Origin of the sequence: Neisseria mucosa (assembly GCF_013267835.1) — a bacterium.
Lineage (GTDB): Bacteria > Pseudomonadota > Gammaproteobacteria > Burkholderiales > Neisseriaceae > Neisseria.
Genome location: NZ_CP053939.1, coordinates 1,157,420 through 1,171,437 on the forward strand (window position 1 = coordinate 1,157,420; position 14,018 = coordinate 1,171,437).

Sequence of the window (14,018 nt, forward strand, 5' to 3'; positions counted from 1 at the left end):
CAAACGAATGGCTACAATAAGCAGGCGGATTTGTTTCTTTTTTAACATTTTTGGATTGGATTGGACACACAAATGGCCGAAAACTACGTTATTTGGTTTGAAAACCTGCGTATGACTGACGTTGAGCGAGTGGGCGGTAAAAATGCCTCTTTGGGCGAAATGATCAGCCAACTGACTGAAAAAGGCGTACGCGTTCCCGGTGGTTTTGCGACCACTGCCGAAGCCTATCGCGCTTTCCTGGCTCACAATGGTCTGAGCGAGCGTATTTCCGAAGCCCTGAAACAACTGGATGTTGAAGACGTTGCCGAGTTGGCGCGCGTGGGTAAAGAAATCCGTCAATGGATTTTGGATACTCCGTTCCCTGAGCAGCTGGATGCTGAAATCGAAACAGCTTGGAACAAAATGGTTGCCGATGCCGGTGGTGCGGACATTTCCGTTGCCGTACGTTCTTCCGCAACAGCAGAAGACCTGCCGGATGCTTCTTTTGCCGGTCAACAAGAAACCTTCTTGAACATCAACGGCTTGGAAAACGTTAAAGAAGCCATGCGCCATGTATTCGCTTCCCTGTACAACGACCGTGCCATTTCTTACCGTGTCCACAAAGGCTTCGAACACGACATCGTTGCCCTTTCCGCAGGCGTACAACGCATGGTGCGCTCCGACAGCGGCGCGTCCGGCGTGATGTTCACCATCGATACTGAGTCCGGTTACGACCAAGTCGTTTTCGTTACCTCTTCTTACGGCCTGGGCGAAAACGTCGTACAAGGCGCGGTCAACCCTGACGAATTCTATGTATTCAAACCTACTTTGAAAGCAGGCAAACCGGCTATCCTGCGCAAAACCATGGGTTCGAAACAAATCAAAATGATCTTTACCGACAAAGCCGAAGCCGGTAAATCTGTCACCAACATCGATGTACCTGAAGAAGACCGTCAACGCTTCTCCATTACCGACGCCGAAGTTACCGAGTTGGCCCATTACGCGCTGACCATCGAAAAACACTACGGCCGCCCAATGGACATCGAATGGGGCCGCGACGGTTTGGACGGCAAACTCTACATCCTGCAAGCCCGTCCTGAAACCGTGAAATCCCAAGAAGACAGCAGCCGCAACCTGCGCCGCTTCTCCATAAACGGCGAAAAAGTTGTCTTGTGCGAAGGCCGTGCCATCGGTCAAAGAGTCGGCCAAGGCAAAGTACGCCTGGTGAAAGATGCTTCCGAGATGGATTCCGTTGAAGCAGGCGACGTACTCGTTACCGACATGACCGACCCGGATTGGGAGCCCGTAATGAAACGTGCTTCCGCCATCGTGACCAACCGCGGCGGCCGTACCTGCCACGCAGCGATTATCGCGCGTGAATTAGGTATTCCTGCCGTAGTCGGCTGCGGCGACGCAACCGATCTGCTTTCAGACGGCCAAGAAGTTACCGTATCTTGTGCCGAAGGCGATACCGGCTTCATCTACTCCGGCCTGTTGGACGTACAAATTACCGATGTTGCTTTGGACAACATGCCTAAAGCCCCTGTCAAAGTGATGATGAACGTTGGTAACCCTGAGTTGGCATTCAGCTTCGCCAACCTGCCTAGCGAAGGCATCGGCTTGGCACGTATGGAATTCATCATCAACCGCCAAATCGGTATCCACCCGAAAGCCTTGTTGGAATTTGACAAACAAGACGACGAATTGAAAGCGGAAATTACCCGCCGCATCGCCGGCTACGCTTCTCCTGTCGACTTCTATGTCGATAAAATCGCGGAAGGCGTAGCAACTTTGGCTGCTTCGGTTTACCCACGCAAAACCATCGTCCGTATGTCTGACTTCAAATCCAACGAGTACGCCAACTTGGTGGGCGGCAGCATTTACGAACCGCACGAAGAAAACCCAATGTTGGGCTTCCGCGGCGCGGCGCGTTATGTCGCTGACAGCTTCAAAGACTGCTTCGCACTCGAGTGCAAAGCCTTGAAACGCGTCCGTGACGAAATGGGTCTGACCAACGTCGAAATCATGATTCCATTCGTCCGCACTTTGGGTGAAGCCGAAGCTGTTGTCAAAGCCCTGAAAGAAAACGGTTTGGAACGCGGCAAAAACGGGCTGCGCCTGATCATGATGTGCGAATTGCCGAGCAACGCAGTATTGGCAGAACAATTCCTGCAATACTTCGACGGTTTCTCCATCGGCTCTAACGACATGACCCAGCTGACCCTCGGCCTCGACCGTGACAGTGGCTTGGTATCCGACTCCTTTGACGAACGCAATCCTGCCGTTAAAGTGATGTTGCACTTGGCAATCTCTGCCTGCCGCAAACAAAACAAATACGTCGGTATTTGCGGTCAAGGCCCGTCAGACCATCCGGACTTTGCCAAATGGCTGGTTCAAGAAGGTATCGAAAGCGTATCGCTCAACCCTGATACCGTGATTGAAACTTGGCTGTATCTGGCTAACGAATTGAACAAATAAGTTCGATGATACAAAAATCCCCTGCCCGTCTATCTCGGCAGGGGATTTTTATTGCCTTATTCAATGCCGTCTGAAAGAACTTTCACGTTCTTTTACCTTTTCAAAAAAGTCCCTTTGCATCAAAAAGATATAAAAATATTCAGCCATATCTACAAATTCTCAATGGTACTATATTGCCTTTCCGCATTTTATCCCATGCCTTTTGAGTGAACCTTTTTTCACTCTTCCTATCTATCATATACAGTATAACGATACATTTAGAAACAACCCATGAATACAACCTTTATTTCCACCTTTCAGACGGCCTTGAAACGTCTGGCACTCATCAGCACCATTGCCGTCTTAGCAGCCTGCGCCGGCAACAATACCTCTTCCAACCGCGCCGTACCCGACGGCTACTACAAAGTCCGCCCTGGCGATACCCTGACCCAAATCGCCAAACGCTACGGACAAAACGTCAATACACTGGTTGCATGGAACAACCTTCCCAACGCCTCACAAATCGAAGTCGGTCAAGTATTGCGCGTCCGCCGTCATGTTGCCTCCCGCAATACTGCTACGCAGCAACGCCAAGCAACCGCCGTTACCCCGATCAATCGGTTAAGTTTGCAATGGCCGACCGATAACGCCTCATCTTCCATTATCCAACGCTACAACGGCACAACCAGCAAAGGCATAGATATTGCAGGCACACAAGGCCAACAAATCCGTTCCGCCGGAGCCGGTACCGTTATCTACGTTGGCGAAGAAGTCCGCGGCTACGGCAAGCTAATTTTAATCAGCCACAACGACTACACCATTACCGCCTATGCCCACAACGACACGCTTTTAGTACAAAAAGATCAAAAAGTCCAAGCCGGCCAAGTTATCGCCACCATGGGCAGCAGCGATACAGACAGCGTCAAGCTCCATTTTGAAGTTCGTCTAAACGGCAAAGCAGTCGATCCCCTGCCTTATTTGACCAGAACAAATTAATGTCCCAATCAAAAGGCCGTCTGAAATACTGTTATTTCAGACGGCCTTTTGATTATCTTGCTATAACAGCTATTTCAACAAAATCTTTTCCTATTTAACTTATGTTGATTGAGTGTAAACGCCGTTATACAATAACAACTCTTTTTAACATTCCATTTCAGGTGTTCTACTATGTCTCCTAACCGTATCCTTGCAACCGCATTCTTGTTTGCATCTGCATTTGCCAGCGCGGATGTCCATATTGATGAAAGCATTCCTTACCGCGACAAAGAAGAAATCGATACCCGTATTGTTTCCGAGTGTTTAGAAGTGGGCAGCATCATGTCCAAATCTTTGCAAGAAACCGCAGCCAAAAGCGATGTAACGGTTGTCCGTGACGGTAAAAAACAAGGTACATACGCAGATATCGCCATTACTTCCGCCATGAGTGCAGGCAATGCCTTTATCGGCCACGCCAAAGGGATGGCTGTTTCTGCTACTTTGTATGTTGACGGTAAACAAGTCGGCAAAAAAACCTTTACCCGCAACTCTTCCGGTGGCATGTTTGGTGCTTATAAGAGCTCTTGCGCCGTCCTGAACCGCACTTCTAAAGTATTGGGTTCAGATATTGCCCAATGGGTGGTCCGCGAACAAAAAAATGCTCAAGACAAATAAAACCCCAATTTGATAAAGGCCGTCTGAAAAACCGTATTTCAGATGGCCTTTATATTTTCTATTTCTCTAGAAACAAAGAAATAAATTATCCATTAATCATTATCAGAAATAGAGAATTTTATTTCCAACGCCCTTGATTTTAGAATATCTACCCTCAATTATTAAAACTATAAGAATTTTGTATATGAGCAGTCAAAGGAATAACATGGCAGAAAAAAACTATTATGAAATACTGGGCGTTGCCAAAGATGCGGATGAGGCCGAAATCAAAAAAGCCTACCGAAAACTGGTGCGCAAATACCACCCCGATGTCAGCAAAGAACCTGACGCAGCCGAACGTACGGTAGAAATCAACCGTGCCTACGAAACGCTTTCCGACAAAGAAAAGCGGGCCGAATACGATGAAATGTTGGCTAATCCTTACGGACGCAGCGCCAGAGGCAATCCGTTCGGTCAAGGCGGCAATCCGTTTGGCAATGGATTTAACGGAGGCGGCTTCCGCTATGAACGTCATGAAGGCGAGCCGTTCGGAGCGGGAGATTTCAATTTTGAAGATCTTTTTTCATCATTCCGCCAATCCCACACTCGTTCCGAGCAACCCCGCGGCCCAATAAAAGGCGAGGATCAACATGCTGAATTGAGTATTGATATTTATGCAGCTTATGTTGGCGCAGAACGTAGCATGACTTTGAATGTGCCGACCCTAGACGAATACGGACGTGCGGTTTATCAAAATAAAACCCTCAACGTTAAAATCCCCAAAGGCATTGCAGAAGGCCAACAAATCCGTTTGGCCGGTCAAGGTTTGCCGGGATATAACGGCGGTGAAAACGGTGACTTATACTTAAAAATCAAGTTCCACGACCAACCTGATTTATACGTCAAAAACAGGAAAGACGTATATCAAACAATAGATGTCAAACCTTGGGAAGCCGTATTGGGCGGCAAAATCATCGTCCCTACCGCATCAGGCCGCTTGCAGGTCAATCTGCCTGCCAACAGCCAAAGCGGTAAAAGCATCCGCCTTAAAGGCAAAGGTATTCCAGCAAAAGAAGCCGGAGACCTTTATCTCAATATCCGCATTAATGTTCCGCCAGTAGAGAGCGAAGCCGACCGTGCCGCATGGGAAAAATTGGCCGAACACTTTGCCGCGAAACAAGCATAAGAGAAAGGATAAATTATGATTCAATCCTCCGATGTTACCCTTACTTTTGAAGAAATCGTTGCCGCCAGCCGCTGCCGTCGCGATTGGCTGTTGGAACTTATAGCAGAAGATATCATCAGCATCGATGGTGCTCCCGAAAAAAGCACCTTCAGTGGTTTTCATCTTGCCCGCATCCGTCGCGCACAACGCTTAAGCCGTGATTTTGAAGCCGGCATCCCCGCATTGGGGCTGATTATGCGGCTGTTAGACGAGGTAGAAGAACTCAGAAAAATACAGCGTCCGCTGGTACTGCTCGAAGAAGAGTAAATATTAGCAAGTTGTTCGCTTAAATATTGATGACAAGACAAAATCTTTGATGTTTATTGATATTCCATAATAAAAGGCCGTCTGAAAATATTTTCAGACGGCCTTTTTATGCCTTCATTAACAACAGCGTCCGCCGTTGCCGCCACAACGGCGTTTGCGGCAGTAGTCTTGGAATTGCAGCTCGGTCATGACCGGCGCATTGGGATTATGTTTGCGCTGGCGGGCAACGTAGTTTTCATAATCTGGGACACCGGCCATCAAGTTTGCTGTCAACTTGATGGTTTTCCACCAAGATGCGAGCTTATGCTTCATGCTGAGCCTCCGGCTGTTTACCGTCGCGGTACACTGCTGGAATTTCTTTAGCAGTTGGCCAACCGACTTTCCGGGCTTTCATGGCGGTACGCAAACCGTACACGGCGACAATCACGACAACTGCCAGGAACAAAGCGGTCAGGCCGGCATTGATTTGGTCGTTGAAGATGATTTGTGACATTTCGCCGATGTCTTTAGCAGGGGCAAGGACTTCGCCTGAAGCCAAGGCATCGCGGTATTTGCCTGCGTGCGCCAAGAAGCTGACGCGTGGATCGCTGTGGAACAGTTTTTGCAAACCGGCATAGCAGGTTACGAACAATACGCCGACAGCAGGAACCAAGGTTACCCAAACATAGCGGTCGCGTTTCATTTTCACCAAGACAACGGTACACATAATCAACGCTACGCCTGCCAGCATTTGGTTGGCGATACCGAACAGAGGCCAGAGCGAGTTAATGCCGCCCAGAGGGTCGGTTACGCCGGTATAGAGGAAGTAACCCCACAATGCCACGGCAAAGAATGTTGCAACCAGGTTGGCAGGGATAGAGTCGGTGTTACCGAATGGTTTGTAGAAGATACTGCCCAAGTCTTGAATCATGAAACGGGCAACGCGTGTACCGGCGTCAACCGCGGTCAGGATGAACAAGGCTTCAAACAGCAAGGCAAAGTGATACCAGAACGCCATCATAGCTTCGCCCGGAATCAGACGGCTCATGATGTGTGCCATACCGACTGCAAGGGTTGGCGCGCCGCCTGCACGGGACAGAATGGTGTTTTCGCCCACTTCTTTAGCAGTGTGCAACAAGGTTGCGGCATCAACAGGGAAGTTCAGTTTAGTGGTGATGACTTCGGCAGCAGTGTTGGCATCCGTACCAATCAGCGCAGCCGGGCTGTTCATCGCGAAGTACACGCCTGGCTCAAGCGAAGCGGCGGCAGCCAGCGCCATAATGGCCACAAAGCTTTCCATAATCATGCCGCCGTAACCGATCATGCGGACGTGGGTTTCGTTTTCCACCATTTTTGGCGTAGTACCGGAAGAAATCAGCGCATGGAAGCCTGAAACCGCACCACAAGCAATGGTAATGAACAAAAATGGGAACAATGCACCGGAGAATACCGGGCCTGAACCATCGATAAAGTGGGTAACTGCAGGCATTTGCAGGGTTGGGTTGACAATAACGATACCCAAAGCCAAAGCTGCAATCGTACCGATTTTCAGGAAGGTGGACAGATAGTCGCGCGGAGTCAGCAAGAGCCAAACCGGCAATACGGAAGCCACGAAACCGTAAATCATAATCGCCCAAGTCAGCTGAATGCCGTCAAGGTCGAACCAGTGTCCGACGGAGCTGCGGGCAACATCTTCACCGTAAATCACGGCCAACATCAGCAAAATAAAGCCGACGATGGAAATCTCGCCGATTTTGCCCGGACGGATATAACGGGTGTAAATACCCATAAACAGGGCAATCGGCATAGTTGCTGCGATGGTGAACGTACCCCAAGGGCTGTGAACCAATGCTTTCACAACAATCAACGCCAACACCGCCATAATGATGACCATAATCATCAAAATACCGATGGACGCGATCACGCCGGGAACGGTACCGAGTTCTTGTTTCACGATATCGCCCAAAGACTTACCGTCACGGCGCATGGAGACGAACAAGACCATCATATCCTGTACGGCACCGGCAAACACCACGCCGAAGATAATCCACAAAGTACCGGGCAGATAACCCATTTGTGCTGCCAATACAGGACCGACCAAAGGACCTGCGCCGGCAATCGCGGCAAAGTGGTGGCCGAACAGTACGCCTTTATGTGTGGGCACATAGTCCAAGCCGTCATTATGGCGTTCAGCCGGAGTCAGACGGTTAGGATCAAGCTGCATCACACGGTTGGCAATGTAAAGACTGTAAAAACGGTAGGCAATACAGTATACCGAAATGGCGGCCGTAACCATCCAAATCGCACTGACCTGCTCGCCGCGACTGAGGGCCAAAGTGGTAAAGGAGGCCAGGCCTACCAAAACCACAATGCCCCAAATCAAAAATGATTTGAGCGATTTCATTGATTTATCCTTAAAACGTGATACACGAAAGCTGGTTTTAGCAACAAACTGCCTTCATGCGCTTTAGAAAGACCAATCATTTTAGTCTTTATAGATTTTATGAGTGAAATGTCATTTCAACCCGAATTCGACAAAAAACAAAATGATTAGTTCGCCCGTAAGGTTAACACAAACAGACAATATACCCTTCATTTTTTACTTCAAATCCAAATATTCCTTAACATATAGCAAACGCAAGGCCGTCTGAAAACCCAAAAATTCAGTTTTCAGACGGCCTGACAAACGGTCAATGCTATAATCCGACATTCCCATTTCTTCTATATTGCCATACCATGCAAAACAACGATTCCGAAACCATGCGCCTCTCCAAACGCATGGCGCAATTAGGCTTATGCTCGCGCCGCGAGGCAGACAGCTACATCGAGCAAGGCTGGGTCAAAGTCAACGGCCAAACCGCCGTACTCGGTCAAAAAGTCACCGAGCGCGACCGCATCGACCTCAACAAACAAGCCCATGAAAAACAAGCCGCGCGCGTAACCATCCTGCTGAACAAGCCCGTCGGCTACGTCAGCGCGCAGGCAGAAAAAGGCTATAAATCCGCAGCCGAACTCATTACCGCCGACAACCATTGGGAAGGCGACGACAGCCGTATCCCTTTCAGCGAAAAGCACAAATTCGGTTTGGCCCCTGCCGGCCGCCTGGACATCGACTCTGTAGGATTGTTGGTACTCACCCAGGACGGCCGCATTGCCAAACAACTGATTGGCGAAAACAGCAGCAGCGAAAAAGAATACCTCGTCCGCGTCCGCGGCAAACTGGACAACAAAGGCCTCGCCCTACTCAACCACGGCTTGAGTTTGGACGGAGAAAAATTGCGCCCCGCCAAAGTCGAATGGCAAAACGAAGACCAGTTGCGCTTTATTTTGCGACAAGGCAAAAAACGCCAAATCCGCCGCATGTGCGAGCTGGTCGGCCTGCGCGTTGTCGGCTTGAAACGCATCCGCATGGGCAAAGTCAAACTCGGCAGACTGCCGCCGGGCAAATGGCGTTATTTACGCGCTGACGAATCGTTTTAATTGCAGATAACAAAAAGGCCGTCTGAAAACACATTTCAGACGGCCTGATTTTTGACTGCCTACTCGATATAAGTAAACTTCGCACGTTTAATATTGCAGAGGATTTCGTACGGAATCATACCGGCAACTTCGGCAACTTCATTAATATTAATCACATCGCCCCAAAGCTCGACTTCCGCGCCCAAGCCCTCTTTCGAGGCTTCCAGCTCAACCGTAATCATATCCATAGACACCCTGCCGATAATGCGGCTGCGTTTGCCATCGATGGCGACCGGAGAATTAGTGGAAGCGCGACGCGGATAACCGTCGGCATAGCCGCAGGCAATCAAACCGACACGGGTGGATTTGCTGGTGTAGAACGTTGCGCCGTAACCAATCGGAGAATGCGGTTGCAACACACGTTCGCCGAAAACGCGGGAAGTCAGACGCATAACAGGTTTCAAACGCTCATCCACGCTGCCGAAAGGCGAAATGCCATACAAGGCCAGACCGGCACGACCCCAATCGCGGCGCGCTTCAGGCACGTTCAAAATCGCGGCGGAATTGGCCAAGCTCTCTTCGCCTTCCAAACCCTCACACGCCAAATCAAACGCTTCAAGCTGCATTTCAGTCATGCCGTTTTCCGGCTCGTCCGCACAGGCAAAATGGCTGAATTTCACAATGTTTTCAACCGATTCGGATTGTTTCAATGCCGTATAGGCGGCGGCATAGTTATGCGGAAAGAAACCGGCACGGTGCATACCAGAGTCCATTTTCAGCCATACGGTTGTCGGACGTTGCCACTCATGATGTGCAAACGCCTCCAACTGCCATTGACTGCCGATTGCCGGCCACAAATCATAACGGTCAACATCCGCATACTCTGCAGCCTCAAACACGCCTTCCAATAAAACAATCGGGTTTTTAATGCCGTTTTGACGCAATTCCACGCCTTCATCTACCGTTGCCACCGCAAAGCCGTCGGCAATATCCGCCAACGCGTGTGCACATCTGACCGCACCATGCCCGTAAGCATCGGCCTTAATCACAGCCAACAATTTATTGCCGTGCAACTCTTTGAGAAAACGATAATTTTGACGTAAATTATCCAAACGGATTTGCGCATTGAGCGGACGCATAATGTATTCCTCTTATCGGCATCCGTTTCAGACGGCCTGCCCTATTACTTTGAAGCGAATATTATAGGTCAAAAACCATACAGGATTCCATGAAATACACAAGATTAATATCTTCCTTTTGCCTTACCTTTAAGGATTTATGCTTCTTCTGAGCCTGTTTTAAGGTTATGATGTCATCCAAATTGAAAACGACAAGCATCAAAGCCATGAAAGAACTCGACAAAACCGACTTAAAAATTCTCAAGCTCCTGCAACAAAACGCACGCATCCCCATGACCGAATTGGCTGAAAAAGTCGGCCTCTCCACTACGCCGGTAACCGAACGCGTCCGCCGCTTGGAACGCGACAACCTCATTACCGGCTATCACGCCCATCTGAATCCACATGCCTTAGGTCAAAGCCTCTTGGTCTTTGTCGAACTGAAACTGCGTTCCAAATCCGGCAATATTTTTGAAGACTTCAAACGCGAAGTGCTGAAGATTCCGCAAATTTTGGAATGCCACTTGGTCTCCGGCGAATACGACTACCTCATCAAAGTCCGCCTGCCCAATATGTCCGCCTATCGCGATATGCTCGGCAATATCCTGCTGCAACTGCCGGCAGCAGCCGAAAGCCGCAGCTATGTCGTAATGGAAGAAGTCAAAGAAGAAGTAGTATTAGACATCTAATTCCATTCAACCAACAGAGGCCGTCTGAAATATTACAACATTCAGACGGCCTTTGTTTTAAACAGGCAAAAAAAAATGCACACATCCGATAGAATGTGTGCCAAGTCTACAAAGGAGAAATAGAGGAGAAAAATCAAGCTGCATCAAGCAACTCAACGGCGCGAATTATCCTAGCCTTCTACCCGACTGTCAACTGTTTTCCTACCTATTTTCAAGCATTTTGCCAAAAAACAACAAATCCGCTATTCCCCTCTTTTTCTGGCTATTTTCGCCCATATATAAAGGAAATTTAGGGCCGTCTGAAACACATATTGCCACTGTAGGCAAACAGCCCCATACTCACACATTCATAGCCCATATCCGTCCCAACCCACAACCATGACCACCCCACTTTCCCTTGCCGTCGTCGGCCATACCAACACAGGCAAAACCTCACTCTTACGTACGCTTTTGCGCGACAGTACCTTCGGCGAAGTGAAAAACGCGCCATCTACCACGCGCCATGTCGAAGAAGCCCTCATCAACGACGGTGACGACAGCCTAGTTTACCTCTACGACACACCCGGCCTTGAAGATGCCGGCGGCGTGTTGGACTGGCTGGAAACCCACACATCCGCACGCGATGACGGCATCGAGCGCATTCAGCAATTCCTCAACAACCATGAAGCGCATCACGAATTCAACCAAGAGGCCAAAGTGCTGCGCCAAGTCATGCAAAGCGACATGGCCATGTATGTCATCGATGCACGGGAGCCAGTCCTTAACAAATACAAAGACGAGCTGACCATTTTGTCTTGGTGTGCCAAGCCCATCATGCCCGTGTTCAACTTCACCCAAAATCAAGACCTGACTGCTTGGACCAATATGCTCGCCCGCCGCGCCCTGCATGTTTACGCCGGTTTCGATACCGTTGCGTTTGACTTTGAAGGCGAAATCCGATTGTGGGACAACCTTGCCACCATGTTACCTAAGCGCGACATCCTCGACCGCCTCATCAATATGCGCCGTCGCGAGTGGCAACGGCTGGATACGGAAGCGCGCCGTGAAATTGCCGATTTTCTGCTGGATGCCGCCGCATTTACCCAAGAAATTGCCGAAAACGACGACCCTGCCCCGACTTTGGAAGTCATGCAATCGGAAATCCGCCAACTTGAGCGACAAATGCAACAACGCCTGTTCACACTTTACCGCTTCTATCACGACGAAGTCGGCAGCGACAGCACATGGATGCCCAAAGCCTTCAAACAAGATCCGTTTGACAGCGAATTGCTCAAACATTACGGCATCCGTACCGGTACTGGCGCAACCGCAGGCGCACTCATCGGCCTAGGCTTGGACATTGCCACGCTTGGCGGTTCGCTTGGTTTGGGTACGGCCATCGGCGGCCTGTTGGGCGGCATTTTGCCCAACGCCCAAGACATCACCGACAAAATCAACGGCCGACAAACCCTGCATACCGATCCGGAAACCCTTACCCTGCTCGCCGCACGCGCGCTGGATTTGTTGCACGTCTTGCAAACGCGCGGCCATGCCGCCCAATCGCATATCGAGCTAAACGAACGCAAAGCGCCATGGAATGCGGCCAAACTGCCAAGCGAACTCAACAAAGCACGCAGCAACCGCAAATGGTCTTCGCTCAACACACACCAGCCCGAACTCAGCCGTAACGAACGCGCAGCCTATGTCGGTTCTTTAAGCGAGAAATTAAAAGTTTAAAATCACTGTTTAACAAAAAGGCCGTCTGAAACCTAAATGTTTCAGACGGCCTCTTGATTTTAGCTGACAAAACTTATTCGGCAGCTTTGGTTTCGCGTTTCAAACCGCCGCCAAGCGCTTTATACAAGTCGGCAAGGTTTTCCAGACGGGTCAGCTGATTGGCTAAAAGAGCAGTTTCTGCGCCGTAACTGCTGCGTTCGGCATCCAACAAATCCAATGCGCTGGATACGCCATGTTTGTAGCGCAGGCTGATGAGGCGCAGGCTGTCGTTGTAGGCACGGCTTTGTTTGCTCAAAGCTGCATAGCTTTTATCCAGCTGTTCGCGTGCAACCAACGCATTGGAAACATCTTTGAATGCGGATTGAACAGCGGCTTCATAAGCAACGATTTGTGCCTGTTGGCGCAGTTTGGCTACGTCAAGATTGGCTTTGTTTGTGCCCCAGTCAAAGATAGGCAGAGTAATTGACGGTGCAAAAGCCCAAATACCCGTACCGCTCTTAAACAGACCGCTCAGCTCGCCGGAAGCTGTACCGACAGAACCGGTCAGGCTGATACGTGGGAAAAACGCCGCACGTGCCGCGCCGATATTGGCATTGGCTTGTTTGAGCGCGTGTTCGGCCGCACGGATATCCGGACGGTTGAGCAACAGGTCCGAACTCAAACCGGCAGGCAGTTTGGTCATTTTGAACTGTTTGTTCAAAGGCAAACCGGCAGGCAAGTCTTCAGGCAAAGGTTGATTAATCAACATAGCCAAGGAATTTCGCGCTTGCTCGCGGTTTTTTACCGCAGATGCGTAATCGGCTTTGGCCGATTCAATCAGCGCTTCCTGTTGGTGCAAATCAACGGCGGAAATCACGCCGGCCTTATGGCGTAATTGCGAGAGCTTGTAAGTCGCTTCACGGGTTTGTAATACGCGTTGTGCCAATGCCATGGTTTCTTCCGCGTAGCGTTCGTTAAAGTAGGCTTTGGCAACGGTAGAAATCAGGGTCAGATGGGCGGCATCGCGGTTTGCGGCCACATTAAAATAACCTTGCAACGCGGCTTCGCTGGTGCTGCGGACACGGCCGAAGAGGTCAAGCTCATAAGAGGCTGCGCCCAAACCCACGCTGTATTGGCTGCTAACGCTGCCGCCACTCAAACTGCCTTGACGCGAACCTGTACCGCTGGCATTGACGGTTGGCAACAAATTATTACGCGCAATCATGTATTGCTTGCGGTAGATTTCCGCATTCAGCGCGGCTGTACGCAAATCGGTATTGCGTTCCAATGCGATGTCGATCAGGCGGTGAAGGCGAGGATCGGCAAAGTAATCTTGCCAACCCAATTCGGCTGCACGGATACCGTCGTCAACAGTGTCGTATTTAAACGTATCGGCCACGGCAACTTGAGGCTGCTCATATTTCGGCATCATGGTACAGGCCGACAAAGCCACGGCGGCGGCAACGGCGGTCAGTACAGGTTTGAATGTAATCTTCTTCATTTTAGAATCCTTTAGCATTT

General features: G+C 49.9%; 12 protein-coding genes. 8 read left to right on the top strand and 4 right to left on the bottom strand.

Annotation, left to right across the window (positions count from 1 at the left end; translation table 11 throughout):
• The first annotated feature begins 72 nt into the window (after positions 1–72).
• The 5 genes from ppsA (at position 73) to FOC66_RS05475 (ending at position 5,557) form a co-directional block, all read left to right on the top strand.
• Positions 73–2,457: a phosphoenolpyruvate synthase gene (gene ppsA / locus FOC66_RS05455; protein WP_003747437.1), complete on the top strand. Its 2,385-nt coding sequence runs from the start codon at positions 73–75 to the stop codon at positions 2,455–2,457.
• A gap of 270 nt (positions 2,458–2,727) precedes the next feature.
• Positions 2,728–3,432 carry a peptidoglycan DD-metalloendopeptidase family protein gene (locus FOC66_RS05460; protein WP_003747438.1) on the top strand — a complete coding sequence of 235 codons (705 nt, stop codon included), beginning with the start codon at positions 2,728–2,730 and terminating at the stop codon, positions 3,430–3,432.
• A gap of 171 nt (positions 3,433–3,603) precedes the next feature.
• A complete protein-coding gene (locus tag FOC66_RS05465) occupies positions 3,604–4,086 on the top strand; it encodes a hypothetical protein (protein WP_003747439.1) in 483 nt (160 codons plus the stop codon).
• A 205-nt stretch (positions 4,087–4,291) separates the two neighbouring features.
• Entirely contained in the window at positions 4,292–5,251 is a 960-nt protein-coding gene (locus FOC66_RS05470; protein ID WP_003747440.1) for a DnaJ C-terminal domain-containing protein, read from the top strand.
• A gap of 15 nt (positions 5,252–5,266) precedes the next feature.
• Positions 5,267–5,557, top strand: a complete 291-nt coding sequence (locus FOC66_RS05475) for a chaperone modulator CbpM (protein WP_003747441.1) — start codon at positions 5,267–5,269, stop codon at positions 5,555–5,557.
• Positions 5,558–5,674: 117 nt separating this feature from the next.
• Here FOC66_RS05475 and FOC66_RS05480 read toward each other — a convergent pair whose 3' ends face one another.
• Together FOC66_RS05480 and FOC66_RS05485 are read right to left on the bottom strand one after the other, a co-directional pair.
• Positions 5,675–5,869 carry a YbdD/YjiX family protein gene (locus FOC66_RS05480; RefSeq protein WP_003747442.1) on the bottom strand — a complete coding sequence of 65 codons (195 nt, stop codon included), beginning with the start codon at positions 5,867–5,869 and terminating at the stop codon, positions 5,675–5,677.
• A complete protein-coding gene (locus FOC66_RS05485) occupies positions 5,859–7,940 on the bottom strand; it encodes a carbon starvation CstA family protein (protein WP_003747444.1) in 2,082 nt (693 codons plus the stop codon). Before FOC66_RS05485 ends, FOC66_RS05480 begins: the two co-directional genes overlap by 11 nt.
• A 332-nt stretch (positions 7,941–8,272) precedes the next feature.
• On the opposite strand from FOC66_RS05485, the gene FOC66_RS05490 reads away from it, so the two are divergent.
• On the top strand, positions 8,273–9,016 hold the full coding sequence (locus FOC66_RS05490; protein WP_003747446.1) for a pseudouridine synthase: 744 nt from the start codon (positions 8,273–8,275) through the stop codon (positions 9,014–9,016).
• A 59-nt stretch (positions 9,017–9,075) separates the two neighbouring features.
• On the opposite strand, the gene alr is transcribed toward FOC66_RS05490, so the two are convergent.
• Entirely contained in the window at positions 9,076–10,134 is a 1,059-nt protein-coding gene (alr, locus tag FOC66_RS05495) for an alanine racemase (RefSeq protein ID WP_003747447.1), read from the bottom strand.
• A gap of 206 nt (positions 10,135–10,340) precedes the next feature.
• Here alr and FOC66_RS05500 point away from each other — a divergent pair, with 206 nt between their 5' ends.
• Both FOC66_RS05500 and FOC66_RS05505 read left to right on the top strand, forming a co-directional pair.
• Complete coding sequence (locus FOC66_RS05500) at positions 10,341–10,802, top strand: winged helix-turn-helix transcriptional regulator (RefSeq protein ID WP_003747450.1); 462 nt, start codon at positions 10,341–10,343, stop codon at positions 10,800–10,802.
• Positions 10,803–11,180: 378 nt separating this feature from the next.
• Positions 11,181–12,518: a GTPase/DUF3482 domain-containing protein gene (locus FOC66_RS05505; RefSeq protein WP_003747452.1), complete on the top strand. Its 1,338-nt coding sequence runs from the start codon at positions 11,181–11,183 to the stop codon at positions 12,516–12,518.
• Between the two features lie 73 nt (positions 12,519–12,591).
• Here the strand turns inward: FOC66_RS05505 and FOC66_RS05510 are convergent, their stop codons facing one another.
• On the bottom strand, positions 12,592–13,998 hold the full coding sequence (locus tag FOC66_RS05510) for an efflux transporter outer membrane subunit (RefSeq protein WP_107791983.1): 1,407 nt from the start codon (positions 13,996–13,998) through the stop codon (positions 12,592–12,594).
• Positions 13,999–14,018: the final 20 nt, after the last annotated feature.

Bases quoted from the DNA above. Each gene is read 5' to 3' on its own strand.
- ppsA (WP_003747437.1), top strand. From the start codon at position 73: ATGGCCGAAAACTACGTTATTTGGTTTGAAAACCTGCGTATGACTGAC.
- FOC66_RS05460 (WP_003747438.1), top strand. From the start codon at position 2,728: ATGAATACAACCTTTATTTCCACCTTTCAGACGGCCTTGAAACGTCTG.
- FOC66_RS05465 (WP_003747439.1), top strand. From the start codon at position 3,604: ATGTCTCCTAACCGTATCCTTGCAACCGCATTCTTGTTTGCATCTGCA.
- FOC66_RS05470 (WP_003747440.1), top strand. From the start codon at position 4,292: ATGGCAGAAAAAAACTATTATGAAATACTGGGCGTTGCCAAAGATGCG.
- FOC66_RS05475 (WP_003747441.1), top strand. From the start codon at position 5,267: ATGATTCAATCCTCCGATGTTACCCTTACTTTTGAAGAAATCGTTGCC.
- FOC66_RS05480 (WP_003747442.1), bottom strand. From the start codon at position 5,869: ATGAAGCATAAGCTCGCATCTTGGTGGAAAACCATCAAGTTGACAGCA.
- FOC66_RS05485 (WP_003747444.1), bottom strand. From the start codon at position 7,940: ATGAAATCGCTCAAATCATTTTTGATTTGGGGCATTGTGGTTTTGGTA.
- FOC66_RS05490 (WP_003747446.1), top strand. From the start codon at position 8,273: ATGCAAAACAACGATTCCGAAACCATGCGCCTCTCCAAACGCATGGCG.
- alr (WP_003747447.1), bottom strand. From the start codon at position 10,134: ATGCGTCCGCTCAATGCGCAAATCCGTTTGGATAATTTACGTCAAAAT.
- FOC66_RS05500 (WP_003747450.1), top strand. From the start codon at position 10,341: ATGAAAGAACTCGACAAAACCGACTTAAAAATTCTCAAGCTCCTGCAA.
- FOC66_RS05505 (WP_003747452.1), top strand. From the start codon at position 11,181: ATGACCACCCCACTTTCCCTTGCCGTCGTCGGCCATACCAACACAGGC.
- FOC66_RS05510 (WP_107791983.1), bottom strand. From the start codon at position 13,998: ATGAAGAAGATTACATTCAAACCTGTACTGACCGCCGTTGCCGCCGCC.